Here is a 20,761-nt window from a genome sequence, read left to right as displayed (position 1 = left end):
GTATATCGGGCCAGCGTCAACTTCCACGCAGATCGCGCAAGCGGAAACCCGTGGCGAACAAGCCGCCCGCATAGGCCGCTGTACCGGCCATCACCAGCACCGCCAGGTGCCAGAGGCGCGTGTGCACGGGCACCACCGTCCAGTGCGGCCACAGCCACAGTCCGGCCAGCAGCACCGCCACCATCGTGGCGCAAGCGAACGCCAGCCTCAGCCAGTGGCGCAGCCAGCCCGGCTGCGGATCGTACACGCCGGCACGCTTCAGCCAATACCAGAGCTGGCCGAACTGCAGGTAGTTGGACAACACGCTCGCCACCGCCAGCCCCACATGCAGCCCGGGAATGGCGGCAATGCCTTGCAGCCAACCGGCCTGGCGCTGCGCCGGCGTGGCCCACAGCAGATACAGCAGGGTCACCAGCAACACGTTGAAGACCATGTTGCTGATCAGCGACACCACCGCCGCACGCACCGGCGTGCGGGTGTCCTGGCGCGAGTAGAACGCCGGCAGCAACACCTTCACCAGCGCATATGCGGGCACGCCGCAGCTCAACGCCATGGTCGACAGCGTGGTCATGCGGGTGTCGAACACGGTGTACCGGCCGTTCTGGAAGAACGTGCTGACCAGCGGCTCGGCCAGCAGCAGCAATGCGCACATCGCCGGCACGGCGATCAGCAGCGTGGTGCGCACGCCCCAGTCCAGTGCCTTCGAGAAGCCGATGCGATCGGTGCCCACATGATGGCGCGACAGCGCCGGCAGAATCACCGTGCCCAAGGCCACGCCGAACACGCCCAGCGGGAGCTCGAGGAAGCGGGTGGACTGGTACATCCAGGTCTGCGAACCGGTCACCAGCAGGGTGATCAGGATGGTGTCCAGCAACAGGTTGACCTGCCCCACCGAAGCACCGAACAAGGTCGGCACCATCAGCTTCATGATCCGTCGCACCGCCGGATGTCGCCAGCCCCAGCGCGGCAGCGTCAGCAAGTCCAGTCCACGCACCGCCGGCAGCAGGAACAGCAGCTGCAGCACGCCGGCCACCAGCACCGCCCAGCCCAGCGACATGATCGGCACCTCGAGGCGCGGCGCCAGCCACAGCGCAGCCACGATCATGCAGATGTTGAGGATCACCGGCGCCATCGCCGGCAGGCCGAAGCGGTGGAAGCTGTTCAGCGCGCCGCCTGCGAGGGCGGTCAGCGAGACGAACAGCAGGTACGGAAAAGTCAGCCGCAGCAGGTCCACGATCATCGCGAACTTCTGCGGCTCGCGCACTGCGCCAGGCGCGAACACCATGGCCAGCTGCGGCGAGAACAACATGCCCAGCGCCGTCACCACCAGCAGCACGCCGCCGAGGGTGCCGGCCACGCGCGCGGTCAGTTCCTTCAGCTCGGCATGGCTGCGGGTTTCCTTGATCTCGGTGAACACCGGCACGAAGGCGGTGGAAAACGAGCCTTCCGCGAACAGCCGGCGCATGAAGTTGGGGATGCGGAACGCGATGACAAAGGCGTCGGTGGCGGCCGAGGCGCCGAACACGTGACTCATCGCCACGTCCCTGGCCAGACCGAGCACACGCGATACCATCGTAGTGCTGCTGAACGAGAGCAGCCCGCGGAACATGCTGGGGGACTTCATCCGGTGGGGAATCCTGGATCAGGCGGGCAATGGGCGCACAGTCTGCCAGCCGGCGTGGGCAAGATCACCGCCGGATCATGACAGGATGCGGGCAGGACGTTGTCCGTAGCCGCCTAAATGCTTGACGCGTGGGCGAATCGACCGCATAATTCGCCTCTTTCTCCAACCTGCAACCCGCGATTCGGGAGTTCTACCTTGGCCAACATCAAGTCCGCGAAGAAGCGCGCGCGCCAGTCCGAGCAGCGCCGCCTGCGCAACATCAGCGCCCGTTCCATGGTGCGCACCGCGCTGAAGAAGGTCGTCAAGGCCATCGAGGCCAAGGACAAGGCTGCCGCCGTCGAAGCCTTCGCCGCCGCCCAGCCGGTGATGGACCGCTACGCCTCGCGTGGCCTGATACACAAGAACAAGGCCGCCCGCCACAAGAGCCGCCTGAACGCGAAGATCCGCGAACTGGCGTAAGCCGGCTCCATCGAGCGTCACGAAGAAGCCGGCCTTGGCCGGCTTTTTTGCGACCGCCCTCCCTGGCGGCCACCCTCCGGGCCATCGCTTGGGCGATGTCAAGAATCGTTTCGGGCGATTTTTGCGCGGGTTTGTCTCCCTCTCACGCAAGAGAGAGGGGCGCCAGATCAACGACAGGCATCGATCGCCTGCCCCAGCCGCTCCACCCCCACCACTTCCAGATCGCCCACGCGGCCGGACTTCGGCGCGTTCGCCCTGGGCACGATGGCGCGGCGGAAGCCGTGGTGCGCAGCTTCCTTCAGGCGCTCCTCGCCGTTCGGCACCGGGCGGATCTCGCCGGACAGGCCCACCTCGCCGAAGGCCACGGTCTTTTCAGGCAGCGGCCGGTCGCGCAGGCTGGACAGCACCGCCAGCAGCGCCGGCAGATCCGCGGCGGTCTCCTGCACCCGGATGCCGCCCACCACGTTGATGAAGACGTCCTGGTCGTAGGCGGCCACACCGCCGTGCCGGTGCAGCACCGCCAGCAGCATGGCGAGGCGGTTCTGCTCCAGGCCCAGCGCCACGCGGCGCGGATTGCCCAGGCTCGACTGGTCCACCAGCGCCTGCACCTCCACCAGCAGCGGCCGCGTGCCCTCGCGCGTCACCATCACCGCGCTGCCCGGCGTGGGGCCGGCATGGGCGGAGAGGAAGATGGCCGAAGGATTGGGCACCTCGCGCAGGCCCTTGTCGCCCATCGCGAACACGCCCAGCTCGTTCACCGCGCCGAAGCGGTTCTTGAATGCGCGCAGCACGCGGAAACGCGAACCCGACTCGCCCTCGAAATACAGCACGGCGTCCACCATGTGCTCCAGCACGCGCGGGCCAGCGATGCCGCCTTCCTTGGTGACGTGGCCGACCAGGAACACGCTGGTGCCGGTTTCCTTGGCGAAGCGGGTGAGCCGCGCCGCCGACTCGCGCACCTGCGACACCGAACCCGGCGCGGCGGTGAGCAGCTCGGTCCAGATCGTCTGGATCGAGTCGATCACCAGCACGCGCGGGCGCGCCGACGCGGCCTGGTCGAGGATGCGCTCGATGCAGGTTTCGGCCAGCGCCTGCAGCGGCGCCAGCGGCAGGCCCAGGCGCTGCGCGCGCGCGGCCACCTGGGCCAGCGACTCCTCGCCGGTGACGTAGACGCTGGGCAGCTGCGCCCCCAGCGTGCCCAGCATCTGCAGCAGCAGGGTGGACTTGCCGATACCGGGATCGCCGCCCACCAGCACCACCGAGCCGTCGACCAGGCCGCCGCCCAGCACGCGGTCCAGCTCGCCGATGCCGGTGAGCGTGCGCACTTCGGCAGTCATCGCGACCTCGGTCAGCGGCGTCACCTTCGGCGCGCCCGCCGCCTTGCCCGCGTAGCCGCCCCGCGCGGCACCCGCCGACTTCGCCGCCGGCTGCAGCACGATCTCGGACAGCGTGTTCCACGCCCCGCACTCGGCGCACGAGCCCTGCCACTTGGCATGCTCGGCACCGCAGTCGGTGCAGACGTAGGCGGTTTTAGCCTTGGCCATCGGGGTTCCGCTCCTTGAGAATAGTGCGGCCAAGGATGGCCGTTTCTTGATCTTCGCGCTCATGGATGAGCGCAAAAATGACGATCAGCTTTCGTCCTCGACGAACAGCACGCGCCGCGTCATGCCGCAGGTAAGGTCGTAGCTGATCGTGCCGGCGTGGTCCGCCACGGTTTCCACCGGCAAGCCCTCGCCCCACAGGGTGACGTGGTCGCCCACCTTCGCCTGCGGCGCCGCGCGCAGGTCGAGCGTGACGAGATCCATCGAGACGCGGCCGATCAGCGGCACGCGCTCCTCGCCTACCCGCACCGGCGTGCCGCTGGCCGCGCTGCGCGGGTAGCCGTCGCCGTAGCCGATGGCGGCCACGCCCACCGGCATGTCCTCGGGGCAGGTCCAGGTGCCGTTGTAGCCGATGCGCTCGCCCCTGGCGATCCGGCTGATCGCGATCAGTCGGGTGGTCAGCGTCATCGCGGGCCGGAAACCGAAATCGGCGCCGCCTTTCCCTTCCACCACCGACAGGCCGTACAGCAGCCCGCCGGTGCGCACCCAGTCGGCGCGCGCCTCGGGCCAGCCCAGCACTGCGGCCGAATTGGACAGCGAGCGCGGACCATCGAGGCCGCGGGTCACGTCGTTGAAGCGCTCGATCTGTGCGCGCGTGACGTCACCGTCGAACACCTCCGATTCCGCGAAATGCGTAAGCAGGCCGACCTCGGGATCGACGCCGGGCAACGCGGCGAGCCGCGCGTGCACTTCGGCCGCACGTTCGGGCGCAAAGCCCAGCCGGTGCATGCCGCTGTCGATCTTCAGCCACACGCGCAGGCGGCCGCGCGCGGCGCTGGCCTCGGACAACCATGCCAGCTGCGCCTCGTGGTGGATCGCCGCGCCCAGCCCCAGCCGCTGCATCTCGGCGATGTCGCCGGCCTGATCGGGGCCCGACAGCACTACGATGCGCTGGCGATGCCCCGCTGCGCGCAGGCGCAGGCCGTCGCCCAGCGCGGCCACCGCGAAGCATTCGGCGTCGGCGTCCAGCGCACGCGCCACGCGCTCCAGCCCGTGGCCGTAGGCATCGGCCTTGACCACCGCCATTACCTTCGCCGGCGCGGCCATGGCCTTGATGCGGGCGAGGTTGTGGCGCAGGGCGCCGAGATGGATGGTGGCGACGGTGGTGCGGCTCATGCGGGATGCACGGCTACTCGAAGCTCCCAACGAACGAATCGGCCGCGTAGTTCTCGAACTTGGTGTAGTGGCCGAGGAAGGTGAGCTTGACGGTGTCGGTGGGGCCGTTGCGCTGCTTGCCGATGATGATCTCGGCCAGGCCCTTGTCCGCCGATTCCTTGTTGTAGTACTCGTCGCGGTAGATGAACATGATCACGTCGGCGTCCTGCTCGATGGCGCCCGATTCGCGCAGGTCCGACATCATCGGCCGCTTGTCGGCGCGCTGTTCCAGCGAGCGGTTCAGCTGCGAGAGGGCGATCACCGGCACGTTCAGTTCCTTGGCGAGTCCCTTCAGTGAACGCGAGATTTCTGAAATCTCGGTGGCGCGGTTCTCCTTGTTCCCGGGCACCTGCATCAGCTGCAGGTAGTCGATCACGATCAGGCCCAGGCCGCCGTGCTCGCGATGCAGGCGGCGCGCGCGCGAACGCATCTCCACCGGCGACAGGCCCGGCGTGTCGTCGATGAAGATCTTCGCCTCGGACAGGATCGCGATGGCGTTGGAGACGCGCGGCCAGTCCTCCTCGGCGAGGTCGCCGTTGCGCAAGTGCTGCTGGTGGATGCGGCCCACCGAGGAGATCAGGCGGAACGCCAGCTGCGAGGCGGACATTTCCATCGAGAACACCGCCACCGCCTTCTTCGCGCGCAGCGCGGCGCTCTCGGCGATGTTCAGCGCGAACGCGGTCTTGCCCATCGACGGGCGCGCGGCCACGATGATGAGGTCGGAGGGCTGCAGGCCGGAAGTGAGGTTGTCGAGGTCGGTGAAACCGCTGGTGATGCCGGTGAGCTGGCCGCGGTTCTCGTAGCGCTCGGTCAGCAGGCGGAAGGCATCCTTCACCGCCTCGCGCATCGAGACGGAATCCTTCTTGCCGCGCGCGCCGGATTCGGCGATGTGGAAGACGCGCTGCTCGGCGCTTTCCAGCACCTCGTGCACGCTCTTGCCCTCGGGACGGTAGCCGTCCTCGGTGATCGCGGTACCCGCGTCGATCAGCTGGCGCAGCACGGACTTCTCGCGCACGATCTCCGCATAGGCGGTGATGTTCGCCGCGCTGGGCGTACCGTTGGCCAGCTCGATCAGATAGCTCGCGCCGCCGACCATCTCGGCCAGGCCGTTGGCCTCGAACCAGTCGCCCAGGGTCACCGCGTCGCAGGGCATGCCCTTGTTCGCCAGCTCGGTGATCGCACGCCAGATCAGGCGGTGGTCGCGGCGGTAGAAGTCCTCCTCGCCCAGGCGATCGGCCACCTTGTCCAGCGCGTCGGGCGCCAGCATCAGGCCGCCCAGCACCGCCTGTTCGGCATCGATCGAGTGCGGCGGCACGCGCAGCGCCTCGATGGCCGGCGACGAAGGCTTGCGTTCGGGCACGAAGGACATCGTGATACCTCGGGAAAGACGAAGCGCCCGTGTCGCGGCAGGCGCCGACGCGCGGTGGCGGACAAGACCCACATGATGCGCGGCCTCGTCTCACGGGTCGAGATGGAAAGCTGTGGAAAAGCTGGGGAAAGCTGGGGATAAGGTGCCCCGCCCTCCCGTGCCGCATTTCCGGTCGTTCAAAACAAACGGGCGCCCGAGGGCGCCCGTTCGTTCCGGTGCGGGTGGCGGGATTACTTCTTCTCGCCGACCACGATCACCTTGACGCTGGTCTGGACGTCGGCGTGCAGGTGGATGGCCACCTCGAACTCGCCAGTGTTGCGCAGCGGGCCCTCGCCCAGGATGACCTCGCCCTTGTGGATGTCGTGGCCGATCGCCTGCAGCGCCTCGGCGATGTCACGCGGACCCACCGAGCCGTACAGCTTGCCCTCGGGGCTGGCGTGCGCCTCGATCGTCACCGAAACGTCGGCCAGCTTCGCCTTGCGGGCTTCGGCCTCGCTCAGCATGTTCTTGGCCTTGGCCTCGTACTCGGCGCGGCGCTGTTCGAACGCGGCGAGGTTGGCGGCATTCACGCGCACGGCCTTGCCCTGCGGGATCAGGTAGTTGCGGCCGTAGCCCGGCTTCACGCTGACCTTGTCCCCAAGGTCGCCGAGGTTGCGCACTTTCTGCAGAAGAATGAGTTCCATGGGTATTCCTTTTCGTTAGCGCCGGGATGGCCGGCGCAGCCGTGGACGGTTGTCCGAAGGTCCTGCTGTCGGCGCCCCGCCCCGCGAGGGGAAGGGCGCCAGAGCATCAGACGTCGTGGTTGTCGGTGTACGGCAGCAGCGAGAGGAAGCGCGCGCGCTTGATCGCGGTCGCCAGCTGTCGCTGGTAGCGCGCCTTGGTGCCGGTGATGCGGCTCGGCACGATCTTGCCGTTCTCGGTGATGTACTGGCGCAGGGTGTTGAGATCCTTGTAGTCGATCTCCTTCACCTTTTCCGCGGTGAAGCGGCAGAACTTGCGGCGGCGGAAAAACTTGGACATGGTCGTGGTTCCTCTCAGTCTTCGCTGTCGCTGTCGTTGTCGCGGCTGTCACCCTCGTCGTCGCGGCGGCGCGACGAACGGGCGTCGTCCTTTTCCTTGCTCTTGAGGATGAAGGACGGCTCGGTGTCGGCGGCGTCACGCTTGATGACGAGGTGGCGAAGCACGGCGTCGTTGAAGCGGAAGCCCGACTCCAGCTCGTTCAGCGCGTTCTGGCCGACTTCGATGTTCAGCAGCACGTAGTGCGCCTTGGCCAGGTTGACGATCGGGTAGGCCAGCTGGCGACGGCCCCAGTCCTCGAGGCGGTGGATCTTGCCGCCGTCGGCCTCGATCAGCGCCTTGTAGCGCTCGATCATCGCCGGGACCTGTTCGCTCTGGTCAGGGTGGACCAGAAACACGACTTCGTAATGTCGCAGGGACATCGTGGTTCGACTCCTTGTGGATGCGGCCGGTATTGGCCTCGCAGCCTCCCGCCGGATGCGGTGAGGCAAGTGTCCGTCACGCCCCTTGCGGGACGGACAGAAGCGGAATTGTACGCGGGGCGCGGGATGCCGCGCAAGCTACTGAATTTGAAGAGTGCGGCCATGGATGGCCGCCCGTTTGATCTTCGCACCCCTGGACGGGCGCGCGAGCGCACCGATCAGCCGACGGTGAAGCTCTCGCCGCAACCGCATTCGCCGGTGGCGTTGGGGTTGTGGAACACGAAGCTGGCGTTGAGCCCCTGGCGCCGGAAATCGATCACGGTGCCGTCCACCAGGGGCAGGCTCTTGTCGTCCACCACCAGCGGCACGCCGTCCACCTCGAGCACGCGGTCGCCCTCGCCCGCGGCGGTGGCCAGATCCACCACGTAGCCGAAGCCCGAGCAGCCGGTGCGCTTCACGCCGAAGCGCACGCCGGCGGCGCCCGGCGTCTGCGCGAGGAACTGGCGCATGCGTTCGCTGGCGGCTGGGGTGATCGTGATGGTCATGGCGGACGGGGACTTCGTGCGGAACCTGGGATCGCGCGCACCGAAACGGTCGCGGCGCGCGCAGGGGCTACATTATCATGCCGGTTTGTCCACGCGCGCCACCGGACGCGCGTTCCAGCCATTCAGCGCCCGCGGCGGCGCACCCCACGGGAGTTTTCGACGATGACGGCGGCCACCACGGCATGCAGTGTGAAACAGGCGCTTTCCGGCCGGATCGCGGCCGGCAGCCCGGTGACCGTGCGCGGCTGGGTACGCACCCGGCGCGACTCCAAGGCCGGGCTGTCCTTCGTCAACGTCACCGACGGCTCCTGCTTCGACCCGATCCAGGCGGTGGTGCCGGCCACGCTGGCCAACTACGACAGCGAGGTGAAGCACCTCACTGCAGGCGCCGGCGTGATCGTCTCCGGCACGCTCGTCCCTTCGCAGGGCAAGGGCCAAGCATTCGAGATCCAGGCCGACCGCGTCGAGGTCACCGGCTTCGTGGACGATCCGGAAACCTACCCGATCCAGCCCAAGCAGCATTCGATGGAGTTCCTGCGCGAAGTGGCGCACCTGCGCCCCCGCACCAACCTGTTCGGCGCGGTGACCCGCGTGCGCCACACCATGATGACGGCGATCCACCGCCATCTCACCGGGCAGGGCTTCTTCTGGATCAACACGCCGATCATCACCACCTCCGACGCCGAGGGGGCCGGCGACATGTTCCGGCTGTCCACGCTGGACCTCGCCAACCTGCCGCGCGACGACAGGGGCAGGATCGACTTCCGCAAGGATTTCTTCGGCCGCGAGGCGTTCCTCACCGTGTCCGGCCAGCTCAACGTCGAGGCCTACGCGCTGGCGATGAGCAAGGTCTACACCTTCGGCCCCACCTTCCGCGCCGAGAACTCCAACACGCCGCGCCACCTCGCCGAATTCTGGATGGTGGAGCCGGAAATCGCCTTCGCCGATCTCGCCGCCGATGCCGACTGCGCCGAGTCCTTCCTCAAGGCGATCTTCAAGGCCGTGCTGGAGGAGCGCCCCGACGACATGGCGTTCTTCGCCGAGCGCGTGCAGCCGGACGCGATCAGCCGGCTGGAGAACTTCGTCGCCCAGCCGTTCGAGCGCATCGACTACACCGAGGCGGTGGAGATCCTCAGGAAATCCGGGCAGAAGTTCGAATATCCCGTAGCCTGGGGCATCGACCTGCAGACCGAGCACGAACGCTATCTCGCCGAGAAACATATCGGCCGTCCCGTGGTCGTAATGAACTACCCCGAAGCGATCAAGGCGTTCTACATGCGCCTCAACGACGACGAGAAGACCGTGGCCGCGATGGACGTGCTGGCGCCGGGCATCGGCGAGATCATCGGCGGCAGCCAGCGCGAGGAGCGGCTGGACTACCTCGACCGCCGCATGGCGCAGTTCGGCCTCGACCCCGTGACTTATGGCTGGTACCGCGACCTGCGCCGCTATGGCACGGTGCCCCATGCCGGCTTCGGCCTCGGCTTCGAGCGCCTGCTGGTCTACGTCTGCGGCCTGTCCAACATCCGCGATGCCATCCCCTATCCGCGTGCGGCGGGGACGGCCGAATTCTGAGTATCCCATGCGCATGAAGCACCGCATCCTCACTCTGTGTCTCGCCCTTGCCGCCGGCGCGCTGCTGGCCGGCTGCCACACCGTGAAGGAGCTGGTGCCGGCAAGTCTGGTGCCGCCCAACCTGCGCCCGCCGGAAAACAGCGACGACCAGCTCAAGCTGGCACAGCAGCGCCTGCTCGAGGCCACCCCCTGCTGCACCAGCTTCGCGGATTTCTCCTACCAGAACCTGCTGCCGTGGCAGCCCCAGCCGTTTACCCTGGGCCCCGGCAGCAGCGTGGCCAACATCAACGGCGCGCAGAGCTACTACCTCGCCTTCCGCCTGCCGGTGGGCGCCAAGCTGCCCTACCGCGTGGCGTTCAAGTCCGAATTGAACGGCCGCTGGCTGAAGTCCAGCTACCTGTTCGCACCCACCGTGGTGGTGCTGGACAGCGGCTTCCAGCCGATCGGCTCCAGCGCCGACATCCCGCTGTGCGAGCACATGGGCTGGAGCGACGCCGTCTCCGGCGCGTTCGGCAGCTATACCGTCGACAGCAAGCAGGCGCGCTACCTGCTCATCTACAGTTCGGCCGCGCAGCAGACGGGCAAGACCTACTGGGAGCAGTCGCCCGCGGCGTTCTCCAGCAACGCCACGCTGGACATGAACTCCAGCGGCACCTTCAGCGTGCCGCACGGACCGGACGGCACGATCTGGGTGGGCATGATGAACACCACCTACGCCAAGGCCGTGGACAACGCGATCTGCAAGAAGCCGCAGGAAGGCGACGGCGTGCTGAACACCTTGCGCAGCGCCCTGCCGCTGCCGTGGAGCAACAACACCAGCGACACCGTGAACGGCAGTGCCGTTGGACCCAAGGGCAGCTGACGTGCTGGCCATCTACCTGGGTCTCCTGGCGGCCGGCGTCGTCCTGTTCGTGCTGTCCTATGTCGCGCCGTTCCGCGTGGCCGCGCTGATGCGCCAGCGCCATCCGCAGCACTGGCAGGTGGTGGTGGAAGCCGCCGGCGGCAAGCTCGGCGCGCTGCGCACCTGGGTACGCATGCAGTACGTGCTGCGCTCGCCCGCCCTGCCCCTGCTGGACGATCGCGACATCAACCGCTGGCGCGGCATCTGGCGTTACAGCCAGTGGCTGGGCTGGCTGTGCTGGCTCGCCGCGCTGGCGATGCGCCTGCGCTGGGGCTGATCCGCGCCTTTCGAAAACGCCACGGGAGCGTGCCCATGCAACTGCAACTGGACGGTCGCCATGCCCTCGTCTGCGGCGCCTCGCAAGGCATCGGCCGTGCCAGCGCGATCGAACTGGCGCAGCTCGGCGCCGATGTCACCGTGCTGGCACGCCGCGCCGAAGCGCTGGAAGCCCTGGTCGCCGAACTGCCGCGCACACACGCCGCGCAGCGGCATGGGTTCCTCGCCATCGACGTGGGCGACACCGCCGCGCTGCACGCGCGGACCGCGGCGCTCGTCGACGCCGTACCGGTGCACGTGCTCGTCAACAACAGCGGCGGTCCGCCGCCGGGCAGCGTGCTCGATGCCACGCCGGAGGATTTCCTTGCCGCCTGGCGGCAACACCTCCTGGCCAGCCACACGCTGGTGCAGGCGGTGGTGCCGGCCATGCGCGCGGCCGGCTGGGGCCGTATCGTCAACGTGATCTCCACCTCGGTGCGCGAGCCGATTCCCGGCATCGGCGTCTCCAACGTCACGCGCGGTGCGGTGGCGAGCTGGGCCAAGACCCTGGCCGGCGAACTGGCCCCGTTCGGCATCACCGTCAACAACGTGCTGCCCGGCGCCACCCGCACGCCGCGCATCGAGCAGATCGTCGCCGCACGCGCGCAAAAGAGCGGCAAGCCGCCGACCGAGGTGCAGCAGGCGATGGAAGCCGAGGTGCCGATGCGCCGCTTCGCGGAGCCCGCGGAGATCGCCGCCGCGGTGGCGTTCCTCGCCTCGCCTGCCGCCGGCTACATCACCGGCGTCAGCCTGCCGGTGGACGGCGGACGCCTGCGTTCGCTCTGACGGCGGCAGGCATCGGGATCCGGCCAGGCAGGCCACCGGACGACTGCTGCGCGTTGGCGGACCCCGTCCCGGCATACGCCCGCGTCCGGTGCAATCGCGGACCACGCGGCGTAAGCTTGAGCGGATGCCTTCCACGCGCCTCGCCAACCTGATCGACGGTCGCCTTGCGCCGCCCCAGGCCAACCGCTGGCTCGACGTGTTCGAGCCGGCCACCGGCGAAATCTTCGCCCAGTGCCCCGATGCCGATGCCACCGACGTCGCCGCCGCGGTCGACGCTGCGCAACGCGCCGCGCCGGGCTGGGCCGCCACGCCGGCCGAGCAGCGTGCCGGCCTGCTGCATCGCCTCGCCGATTCGATCGAGGCCCGGCTGGACGAATTCGCCGTGCTGGAATCGCGCGACAGCGGCAAGCCGGTGAAGCTCGCACGCACCGTGGACATCCCGCGCGCGGTGAGCAACCTGCGTTTCTTCGCCGCCGCGGCCACGGCCTGGGGCAGCGAATCGCATGCGATGGCACTCGGCCAGCCGGACCAGGGCGCGATCAACTACACGCTGCGCCAGCCGCTGGGCGTGGTGGGCACGATCAGCCCATGGAACCTGCCGCTGTACCTTTTCACCTGGAAGATCGCGCCCGCGCTGGCCACCGGCAACGCGGTGGTGGCCAAGCCTTCGGAAGTGACACCGTGCACCGCCACGCTGCTCGGCGAACTGGCGATCGAGGCCGGCCTGCCGCCCGGCGTGCTGAACATCGTGCACGGCCGCGGCCCCGTGGTGGGCCAGGCCATCGTGGAGCACCCGGCGGTGAAGGCGATCTCCTTCACCGGCAGCACCGCCACCGGCGCGCAGATCGCCGCGGCGGCCGCCACGCGCTTCAAGAAGGTCTCGCTGGAGCTGGGCGGCAAGAACCCGGCCATTGTCTTCGCCGATGCCGACCTCTCGGACGCAAACCTCGACACCCTGGTGCGCTCGGGCTTCGCCAACCAGGGGGAGATCTGCCTGTGCGGCTCGCGCGTGCTGGTGCAGCGATCCATCTACGACCACTTCCGCGAGCGCTACCTCGCACGCGTGCGCGCCTTGCGCGTGGGCGACCCGAACGACGGCGCCAGCGACCTCGGCGCGCTGGTGTCAAAACCGCATCGCGACAAGGTGCTGGCCTGCCTCGCGCAGGCACGCGCCGACGGCGGCCGCGTGCTCTGCGGCGGCGAGGCGATGACGCTGCCCGGCCGCTGCGCCAACGGCTGGTTCGTGGCGCCCACGGTGATCGAGGCGCTGCCGAACGAAGCCGTCACCAACCAGCAGGAGATCTTCGGCCCGGTGGTGACGCTGATCCCGTTCGAGGACGAGGCGGAGGCGCTCGCGATCGCCAACGGCACCGGCTACGGCCTCGCCGCCTCGCTGTGGACACGCGACCTTTCGCGTGCACACCGGCTGGCCTCGCAACTGGAATTCGGCATCGTGTGGATCAACTGCTGGATGCTGCGCGACCTGCGCACGCCGTTCGGCGGCATGAAGCACTCCGGCCTGGGTCGCGAAGGCGGCGTCGAGGCGCTGCGCTTCTTCACCGAGCCGAAGAACGTCTGCATCCGTTACTGAAGGAAACCCGATGAACTCGCTGAAAGACCTGCTGGCCAACAACCGGCGCTGGGCCGCCGACGTCACCACCAAGGAGCCGGACTTCTTCGAGAAGCTGGCGCAGCAGCAGGCGCCGAAATACCTGTGGATCGGCTGCTCGGATTCGCGCGTGCCCGCCACGCAGATCGTGGACCTGCCGCCGGGCGAGATCTTCGTCCACCGCAACGTGGCCAACGTGGTGGTGCACACCGACCTCAACGCGCTCAGCACCATCCAGTTCTCGGTGGACGTGCTGAAGGTGAAGCACATCCTGGTGGTGGGCCATTACGGCTGCGGCGGCGTCGGCGCGGTGCTGAAGCAGTCGCGACTGGGCCTGATCGACAACTGGCTGCGCCACATCGGCGACGTGGCGATGAAGCACCCCGACAAGCTCGATCCCGCCACCGAGTTCGCGGTGCGCCACGCACGCCTGTGCGAACTGAACGCGATCGAGCAGGCGGTGAACGTGTGCCACACCACGGTGGTGCGCGAGGCGTGGGAGCGCGGCCAGCCGCTGGCCGTGCACGCCTGGATCTACGGTCTGGACAACGGCCTTATCCACGACCTCGGCCTGGACGTGCGCGACCACGAGCAGCTGCCGGGCGCCTATCAGGCTGCGCTCGCCGGCCTGGCCGAACGCTGGAAGATGCCGGCATGAACGGCATCGTGCGCACCGACGCGGCGCCGGCGCCGGTGGGCGCCTACCCGCATGCGCGGCGCGTGGGCGACCTGCTGTTCCTCTCCGGCGTGGGCCCGCGCCAGCCGGGCACGAACACGATCCCCGGCAACGTGTTGGACGCCGACGGCGAGCTGGTCGCCTACGACATCGAGGCGCAGTGCCGGCAGGTGTTCGCCAACGTGCGGGCGGTGCTGGATGCCAGCGGTGCGCGGTGGGAAGATCTGGTCGACGTCACCGTGTTCCTCACCGACATGGCGCGCGATTTCGCCATCTACAACAAGCTCTATGCCGAGCATTTCGCCGGCGTGGACGCCTGCCGCACCACGCTGGGCGTCACCGCCCTGCCCACGCCGATCGCGATCGAGCTGAAGTGCGTGGCGGCGCTGCGTCCTTGCGATCGTCCCTGATCGCAGGGAACGGACGGCTCGCCAGGCCCGGCCGCGCATTTCGGAACGCGCCCGCCGGTCATCCCCGCACCAACGAAAAAACCCGCCGGCGCGCCGGCGGGTTTTCGTGATTCCGGAACGTCGGCGATCAGCCGGCGCCGGCCGCCGGGGCGGCATCGGCCTTCTTGGCGGCCTTCTTGGCAACCTTCTTGTGATGCTTGTGGTGCTTGTGGGCCTTGTGGTGGCTGGCGACCTTGTGTTCGGAAGTCATGGCGTGCCCGGCGGCGGGAGCCGCGGTCTGCGGGGCCGCGGCCGGAGCAGCCTGCGGGGCAGCAGCCGGTGCCGCCTGCTGGGCCAGCACGGAACCGGAAAGGGCCACACCCGCGACAAGCAGAGAAGCAATGGCAAGCTTACGGATCATGATGGTGCGCCTCGATGTAATTGTTGTATCGCGAACCCGGCCGGAACCCGGCACCGCGGGTGGCGCGACAACTCCACGATAGCAGCATCGCAGGCGTACCAAGACTGAACGGTACAAGGATTCCCCGGGATGCGTCGACCGCGGATATCCGGGCTTCAGCTTGGTGACGACGCGCATAACAAACCCGTCCGCGCGACACCCGCGACCACCCACCGGAAACGCCGCGGTCAACACCGGCGCACGGCCGGAAGAAAGCCGGCGCCCGCCGCACACCGATCCGCAACAACGCCCTCAGAGCCCGAAACGTGCCGGCGCGTAAGGCCGCGGATCGAGCCCCGGCACGCCGCCGCACAACTGGTCAGCGACCAGTTCGCCGGTGGCGGCCGACATGCTCATGCCCAGCATGCCGTGCGCGGTGGCCAGATGCAGGTTGGACCAGCGCGTGCTGGGGCCGATGATCGGCACCTCGTCCACGCTCATCGGTCGCCAGCCCCACCATTCTTCCAGCCGCCGCGGGCCTTCGGGCTCGTGCAGTCCGGCAGCCGCGCCGCGGCGCAGCGCGTCGAGGCGGGCGCGGTTGAGGCCTTCGGCATAGCCGGAGAATTCCATCGTGCTGCCCAGCCGGTAGCCGCTGGCCCAGGTGGTGACGCAGACCTGCGCCTCGCGCAGCACCAGCGCATGGCGCGGTGCCCGCGTCGGCCGCGTGTAGGTGATCGAATACCCCTTGCCCGGCTGCATCGGCAGGCGCAGGTCCAGCGCTCGAGCCAGCAGCGGTGACCACGCTCCCAGCGCCAGCAGCACGCGCTCGGCCGCGAACACGCCGTGCGTGGTACGCACCTGCGCGATGCGGCTGCCATCGGTATCGAAACCCTCGACGCGGGTACCGCTCTCGATCGTGCCGCCCAGCTCGCGAACCCGCCGCACCAGTTCGTCGACGTAGCGGTCCGGCCGCAGCCGCGCATCGCCGGGATGGAACAGGCCGCCCGCCACGCCCGGCTTCAGCGCCGGCTCCATCGCCTCCACCGCGTCGCCGCGCAGGCGCCGCACCTCGACGCCGAGGCGGTCGAGCACGGTGGCATGGTGCCGCTCGTCGGCCGCCATCGCCTGCGCGCTGCGGTACACGTACAGCTCGCCTTCCGCGGCGAACTCGCAATCCAGCGGCTCGCTCCGCACCAGCTCGCCGATCAGCCGGCGCGAATGCTGCAGGATCGCCGAGCGCGCCGTGGCGGCGCGGTGGAAGTCGGCCCAATTGCAGTGCCGCGCGAAACCCAGCAGCCAGCGCAGCCGCGCTCCGTCGAAACGGGGATTGAGGTACAGCGGGGCATCGGTGCGCAGCATCGACCGCAACGCCACGCCCAGCGTGCCCGGCATCGCCAGCGGCGCGGCATGGCTGGGCGTGATCGTGCCGCAGTTGCCGTGCGACGCGCCGCAGCCGGGCGTGCCCTGCTCCAGCACGCGCACCGTGGCGCCGCGCTTGAGCAGGAACAACGCGCACGACAGCCCGATCACCCCGCCGCCGAGTATCAGCACATCCCCACGGGTCGTATCCATCCGGCCATTGTAGCCGCCTGCTGCGTCGCGTCATGCGCGGGCCGCAGGCAACGTGCACCATGCGAAAAGCCCTCCCCCAAGGCGGCAACCATGCTGGCCAGACATGCCGTTCGTGCAGGCTTCGTTGCCGCGCTGCTGGTTTGTGCCAGCGCCGCCGCGCAATCGTTCAGCCCCTCCGCGCTGAAGCTGCTGCAGGCGATGGAGCGGACGCCAACCACGCTGGCACGTTACCAGTACCTCGTCCGGACGACACCGACGCTGTCGCGCACAGACCAGCTGCTGGCGCTGCAGTTCATGGCCTTTTCGCAGAACGAGCTCGGCCTCTACGACCAGGCCGTGTTCGGCTTCCCGCTGAAGAACGAACTGCCCGGCGACCTCAAGCTGCCGACGCCGGCGGAGTGGAAATCGGCGGATGCCGTCGACGCCATCGCCGCACTCGCGGCGCACCGGCGCATCGTGATGGTCAACGAGGCGCATCACGACGCGCATACCCGGCAGCTCACGCTCGAGCTGCTGCCGCGGCTGCGCGCGCTGGGCTTCACCTACTTCGCCGCCGAGGCGCTGGGCAAGAACGACCCGGGCCTCGCCAAACGCGGCTATCCGGTGCGCAAGAGCGGCACGGAATACCTGCGCGACCCGATGTACGGCGACATCCTGCGCGAGGCGATCCGGCTGGGCTTCACCCTCGTCCCCTACGACAGCGCGCTCACCGGGCAGGCGCGCGAAACCGCCCAGGCCGAGACCTTGTACCGGAAGGTGTTCGCGAAGGACCCCGAGGCGCGGCTGTTCGTGCACGCCGGCTACGCGCATATCGACAAGACGCCGGGCCGCCTGGGCGAGTGGCATCCGATGGCGATGCAGCTGGAAGCGCTCACGGGGCTGGTGCCGCTGTCCATCGACCAGACCGACTTCCTCGAAACCGGCCTGGATGCCTCGGATGCCTACCACCGGCTAGCGCATGCCTTCCCGTCCGACAAGCCGGAGATCCTCCTGAACCGCCAGACCGGCCAGCCATGGAGCGCACGGCCGGCGGCCTACGACGTCAACGTGATCCTGCCGGCCACGCTCAGCATCGAGGCGTTCGGCAAATACAAATACGGCGGCAGGCTCGACTACGAACAAGCCGGCCTGCCGCACGTCCTCGCCTACAACGAGATGCGGCGGGCGGGCTGGCTCTCGCTGGACGGCACGCGATACCCCTACTCGATCGATACGACGCTGTGCAGGGGCACGGTCCCCTGTGTGGTCGATGCGCAGTACCTCGGCGAACCGGACGACGCCATCGCCGCCGACCGCTACGCGTTCATGGGCCCCACCGAGACGTCCAAACTCTATCTGCGCCCGGGTGCGTATCGGCTGCGCGCCAGCGACAGCGACGGCCATACGCTGTCGGAAAGCAACATCAAGATCGCGCCGCCCTAGCCCTTGCACCGAAAAGATTACGGATGTAGTCTTCGAAAGAACTACGTGCGTAATCCTTTGCAGGTGCAGCCATGCCGAATCCCGTTCCCGCAATCAGCGAATCCGAAAGCCGCGTGATGGAGGTGCTGTGGCGCAAGGCGCCGCAAAGCTCCGAGGAAATCGTCGCGACGCTGCAGCAGGACAGCGACTGGCACGAGAAGACCATACGCACCCTGCTCGGCCGCCTGCTCGGCAAGGGTGCGGTGAGCGCCGAGAAGGACGGCCGCCGCTACCTGTACTCGCCCGCGCTGAGCCGCGAACGGTGGCGGTCGCAGGAAAGCCGCAGCCTGCTCGACCGCGTGTTCGGCGGCCGGCTCGGCCCGCTGCTGGCGCATTTCAGCGAGCACGAGAAGCTCGGCGCGAAGGACGTCGCCGAACTGCGCAAGCTGCTCGACGCGATCGAGAAGAAGGAGCGCTGATATGGACGCGATCCTGTCGCGCAGCCTGCTGCTCGCCACCGCGGCATTGATCCTCGTGTTGCTGGTGCGCCAACCCGCGCGGCGAATCTTCGGCGCCACCCCCGCCTTCGGCCTGTGGGTGCTACCCGTGCTGGCGATGGCGCTGCCGTGGCTGCCGGGCCTGCCCGCGCGCTGGGCCATGCTGCCCGCCCTCAGGGTGCTGCCGGACGCCATCGCCGTCGGCAGCGCAGGCAGCCACGCCGCCGCGGACACGCCATGGTGGCGCTGGCTCTGGCTGGCCGGCTCCGCGGCGATGCTGCTGCGGCTGGCTGCGCAGTATCTGTGCCTGCGCCGGCAGGCGCGTCCGTTGCCGGAGACGCTGGTCGCCCGCTTGCGGCAGGAACTCCCCGGCCTCGATCCGCGCCGGCTGCGCCAGCATCCGGCCGGACCCGCCGTGCTGTGGGCGCCGCGCAGCCTGGTGCTGCTGCCGGCGGATTTCCTCGAACGCTTCGAGGCCGCCGAGCGGCGCCACGTGCTGCGCCACGAACTCACCCACCTGCGCCGCGGCGACGCGCTGTGGAGCCTGCTCGCCGAACTGGCGTTCGCGCTGCTGTGGTTCCATCCGCTGGCCTGGCTGGCCCGGCCACGCTTCCGGCTCGACCAGGAACTGGCCTGCGGCGAACACGTGCTGCGTCATGCGCCGCGCGACGAGGCGGGCTACGCCCACACCCTGCTGCACAGTGTCGGCCTGTCCCCGGCGCCGGCGTTGATCCCCTGGCTCGCCGAGCCCCAACTCAAGGAGCGACTCACCATGATCCAGCGTCGTCGTCCCGGCGCCCTGCGCCGCCGTTCGGGCTATGCCGCGCTTGCCGTGCTGATGGCCGGCAGCGTGTTCCTGGCGCAAGCGGCAACCAGCAGCCGCAAGGCCAGCCAGGACTTCTCCTTCGATGCACGCATCGAGCCGCACTATCCCGCGACGGCGATCAGGAACAAGGAACAGGGCACGGTGATCCTGAAAGTGCTGGTCGGCACGGACGGCAAGCCGCACCGGATCGATGTCGATCCGGCGACCCGGGCCACCGCGGACCTGGTGGAATCCGCCCGCGCGGCCGCCATGCAGTGGCGCTTCCGTCCGGCCCTGAGGAACGGCAAACCCGTCGCGGCTTATGCCCGCGTGCCGGTATCGTTCAGCCTGACACCGCTGCCCGACGGGATCAAAGTTGAGAAACAAAATTCGAAACAGACGAAAGCCATTTGATTTGCATGTGAATTATTGAGTTGATAACCTCGGTGCGTCTCACGCCGAGGTTATCTCGTGTATCCCTCGCCTGCTGCCCGATCCGCCACGACGCCTGCACGCACCGCACGGCTGGCGCTGCTGGCAGCCGCGATCGCCCTGCTCGCCGCCTGTGCCGGCGCTCCCCGCCGCGGCGGCACCGCCCCATCCACGCTCGCCAACGAACCCGCCCGCGGCCCCGACGGCGAGATCGCCGCCGCCAACGACGTGCTGTTCCGCGCGATGGCCCTGGTCGGCACGCCCTACCGCTGGGGCGGCAACAGCCCTGCCGGCGGTTTCGACTGCAGCGGCCTGGTCGACTACATCTACCGCCATGCCACCGGCCTCGAACTGCCGCGCACCTCCGGCGAAATGGCGGACATGGACGCGCGCAAGGTGAAACGCATGACCCAGCTGGTCAGCGGCGACCTGGTGTTCTTCGACATCGGCGGCCACATCAGCCACGTGGGCGTCTACGTGGGCAAGGGCCGCTTCGTGCATGCGCCGAATACCGGCGGCACGGTGCGGCTGGACGACATCGACGGGCCGTACTGGCGCGATCACTTCGCTTACGGGAGAAGGGTGCTGGACTGACCTCCCGGGCGGCCTGGCGAAGCGCGGGCCCGCCTGTCGCGGCACGAGCCGGGACGCCTTGGCCCGCTCCTCCGGTGCCCGGCAAGGCCCTGCCTATCACTTCGATTGAAAATTTAAATTGTACACAATTTAATTTTGCGCTTAAGGTACACCCGATGAAACGCCCCCCTTCCCCCGACCGCCTGCTTCTGGACCAGCAGTTCTGCTTTGCGCTCTACGCGGCCTCCCGCTCGGTCATCGGCCTCTACCGGCCGCTGCTGGAACCGCTGGGGCTCACCTACCCGCAGTACCTGGTGATGCTGGTGCTGTGGGAAAAGGACGGACTGACCGTGCGTGAACTGGGCCGACGACTGCAATTGGATTCAGGGACGCTGACGCCCCTGCTGAAGCGGTTGCAGGCGGCAGGCCTGGTTGATCGCCGGCGCCGCACGGAAGACGAACGCGAGGTGGATATCCGCCTCACCGACGCCGGCCTCGCCCTGCGCAAGCAGGCCAGCGACGTACCCGAATGCATGGCCCAGCGCCTGCAGCTCTCCCTGGAGCAGATGCAGACGCTGCGCGATGAACTGAAGCGACTCACCCGGCAACTCCACCCCATCCCCACCGAGGACTGACAC

General features: G+C 68.6%; 23 protein-coding genes. 13 read left to right on the top strand and 10 right to left on the bottom strand.

Annotated features, from left to right (window positions below; translation table 11 throughout):
- Positions 1–16: 16 nt before the first annotated feature.
- Positions 17–1,624, bottom strand: coding sequence for a murein biosynthesis integral membrane protein MurJ (murJ, locus tag ACQGNW_RS12300; protein ID WP_426663477.1), 1,608 nt, complete (start codon positions 1,622–1,624; stop codon positions 17–19).
- A 195-nt stretch (positions 1,625–1,819) separates the two neighbouring features.
- Here murJ and rpsT point away from each other — a divergent pair, with 195 nt between their 5' ends.
- A complete protein-coding gene (rpsT, locus tag ACQGNW_RS12295; RefSeq protein WP_077483432.1) occupies positions 1,820–2,083 on the top strand; it encodes a 30S ribosomal protein S20 in 264 nt (87 codons plus the stop codon).
- A 167-nt stretch (positions 2,084–2,250) separates the two neighbouring features.
- Here the strand turns inward: rpsT and radA are convergent, their stop codons facing one another.
- The 7 genes from radA to ACQGNW_RS12260 all read right to left on the bottom strand — a co-directional run bounded on the left by radA (position 2,251) and on the right by ACQGNW_RS12260 (position 8,192).
- Complete coding sequence (gene radA, locus ACQGNW_RS12290) at positions 2,251–3,627, bottom strand: DNA repair protein RadA (protein ID WP_426663476.1); 1,377 nt, start codon at positions 3,625–3,627, stop codon at positions 2,251–2,253.
- Between the two features lie 84 nt (positions 3,628–3,711).
- On the bottom strand, positions 3,712–4,800 hold the full coding sequence (gene alr / locus ACQGNW_RS12285) for an alanine racemase (protein WP_426663475.1): 1,089 nt from the start codon (positions 4,798–4,800) through the stop codon (positions 3,712–3,714).
- A 13-nt stretch (positions 4,801–4,813) separates the two neighbouring features.
- The gene (locus ACQGNW_RS12280) at positions 4,814–6,208 is read right to left on the bottom strand and encodes a replicative DNA helicase (protein ID WP_426663474.1); all 1,395 of its coding nucleotides are present in this window, start codon (positions 6,206–6,208) and stop codon (positions 4,814–4,816) included.
- A 230-nt stretch (positions 6,209–6,438) separates the two neighbouring features.
- Entirely contained in the window at positions 6,439–6,891 is a 453-nt protein-coding gene (gene rplI, locus ACQGNW_RS12275; RefSeq protein ID WP_426663473.1) for a 50S ribosomal protein L9, read from the bottom strand.
- A 106-nt stretch (positions 6,892–6,997) separates the two neighbouring features.
- Positions 6,998–7,228 carry a 30S ribosomal protein S18 gene (rpsR, locus tag ACQGNW_RS12270; protein ID WP_008213232.1) on the bottom strand — a complete coding sequence of 77 codons (231 nt, stop codon included), beginning with the start codon at positions 7,226–7,228 and terminating at the stop codon, positions 6,998–7,000.
- 14 nt (positions 7,229–7,242) lie between these two features.
- Positions 7,243–7,647 (bottom strand): 30S ribosomal protein S6, encoded by a 405-nt coding sequence (rpsF, locus tag ACQGNW_RS12265; protein ID WP_426663472.1) that lies wholly within the window; start codon positions 7,645–7,647, stop codon positions 7,243–7,245.
- A 218-nt stretch (positions 7,648–7,865) separates the two neighbouring features.
- Positions 7,866–8,192, bottom strand: a complete 327-nt coding sequence (locus ACQGNW_RS12260) for a HesB/IscA family protein (protein ID WP_426663471.1) — start codon at positions 8,190–8,192, stop codon at positions 7,866–7,868.
- 162 nt (positions 8,193–8,354) lie between these two features.
- Between ACQGNW_RS12260 and asnS the strand changes: the two genes are divergently transcribed.
- From asnS to ACQGNW_RS12225, 7 genes are all read left to right on the top strand, one after another.
- Positions 8,355–9,767: an asparagine--tRNA ligase gene (gene asnS / locus ACQGNW_RS12255; protein ID WP_426663470.1), complete on the top strand. Its 1,413-nt coding sequence runs from the start codon at positions 8,355–8,357 to the stop codon at positions 9,765–9,767.
- A gap of 13 nt (positions 9,768–9,780) precedes the next feature.
- Positions 9,781–10,629 (top strand): MalM family protein, encoded by an 849-nt coding sequence (locus ACQGNW_RS12250; protein ID WP_426663656.1) that lies wholly within the window; start codon positions 9,781–9,783, stop codon positions 10,627–10,629.
- A 1-nt stretch (position 10,630) separates the two neighbouring features.
- Complete coding sequence (locus ACQGNW_RS12245; protein ID WP_426663469.1) at positions 10,631–10,945, top strand: hypothetical protein; 315 nt, start codon at positions 10,631–10,633, stop codon at positions 10,943–10,945.
- A 35-nt stretch (positions 10,946–10,980) separates the two neighbouring features.
- On the top strand, positions 10,981–11,769 hold the full coding sequence (locus tag ACQGNW_RS12240; protein WP_426663468.1) for an SDR family oxidoreductase: 789 nt from the start codon (positions 10,981–10,983) through the stop codon (positions 11,767–11,769).
- Positions 11,770–11,893: 124 nt separating this feature from the next.
- Positions 11,894–13,360, top strand: a complete 1,467-nt coding sequence (locus tag ACQGNW_RS12235; protein WP_426663467.1) for an aldehyde dehydrogenase — start codon at positions 11,894–11,896, stop codon at positions 13,358–13,360.
- A 10-nt stretch (positions 13,361–13,370) separates the two neighbouring features.
- Positions 13,371–14,036 (top strand): carbonate dehydratase, encoded by a 666-nt coding sequence (gene can / locus ACQGNW_RS12230; protein WP_426663466.1) that lies wholly within the window; start codon positions 13,371–13,373, stop codon positions 14,034–14,036.
- Positions 14,033–14,464, top strand: coding sequence for a RidA family protein (locus tag ACQGNW_RS12225; protein WP_426663465.1), 432 nt, complete (start codon positions 14,033–14,035; stop codon positions 14,462–14,464). The genes can and ACQGNW_RS12225 overlap by 4 nt, the downstream gene beginning before the upstream one ends.
- A gap of 127 nt (positions 14,465–14,591) precedes the next feature.
- Here ACQGNW_RS12225 and ACQGNW_RS12220 read toward each other — a convergent pair whose 3' ends face one another.
- Positions 14,592–14,864 (bottom strand): hypothetical protein, encoded by a 273-nt coding sequence (locus ACQGNW_RS12220; protein ID WP_426663464.1) that lies wholly within the window; start codon positions 14,862–14,864, stop codon positions 14,592–14,594.
- A gap of 291 nt (positions 14,865–15,155) precedes the next feature.
- Complete coding sequence (locus ACQGNW_RS12215; RefSeq protein WP_426663463.1) at positions 15,156–16,415, bottom strand: NAD(P)/FAD-dependent oxidoreductase; 1,260 nt, start codon at positions 16,413–16,415, stop codon at positions 15,156–15,158.
- A 90-nt stretch (positions 16,416–16,505) separates the two neighbouring features.
- On the opposite strand from ACQGNW_RS12215, the gene ACQGNW_RS12210 reads away from it, so the two are divergent.
- The 5 genes from ACQGNW_RS12210 (at position 16,506) to ACQGNW_RS12190 (ending at position 20,758) form a co-directional block, all read left to right on the top strand.
- On the top strand, positions 16,506–17,837 hold the full coding sequence (locus ACQGNW_RS12210; RefSeq protein ID WP_426663462.1) for a hypothetical protein: 1,332 nt from the start codon (positions 16,506–16,508) through the stop codon (positions 17,835–17,837).
- 71 nt (positions 17,838–17,908) lie between these two features.
- Entirely contained in the window at positions 17,909–18,295 is a 387-nt protein-coding gene (locus ACQGNW_RS12205) for a BlaI/MecI/CopY family transcriptional regulator (RefSeq protein WP_426663461.1), read from the top strand.
- Between the two features lies 1 nt (position 18,296).
- A complete protein-coding gene (locus ACQGNW_RS12200; RefSeq protein ID WP_426663460.1) occupies positions 18,297–19,532 on the top strand; it encodes a M56 family metallopeptidase in 1,236 nt (411 codons plus the stop codon).
- 57 nt (positions 19,533–19,589) lie between these two features.
- Positions 19,590–20,144 (top strand): C40 family peptidase, encoded by a 555-nt coding sequence (locus ACQGNW_RS12195; RefSeq protein WP_426663459.1) that lies wholly within the window; start codon positions 19,590–19,592, stop codon positions 20,142–20,144.
- A 155-nt stretch (positions 20,145–20,299) separates the two neighbouring features.
- A complete protein-coding gene (locus tag ACQGNW_RS12190; protein WP_426663458.1) occupies positions 20,300–20,758 on the top strand; it encodes a MarR family winged helix-turn-helix transcriptional regulator in 459 nt (152 codons plus the stop codon).
- Positions 20,759–20,761: the final 3 nt, after the last annotated feature.

It is taken from the genome of Rhodanobacter aciditrophus (assembly GCF_050026795.1).
GTDB lineage: Bacteria > Pseudomonadota > Gammaproteobacteria > Xanthomonadales > Rhodanobacteraceae > Rhodanobacter_A.
This window is presented reverse-complemented; position numbering and strand designations above follow the sequence as displayed.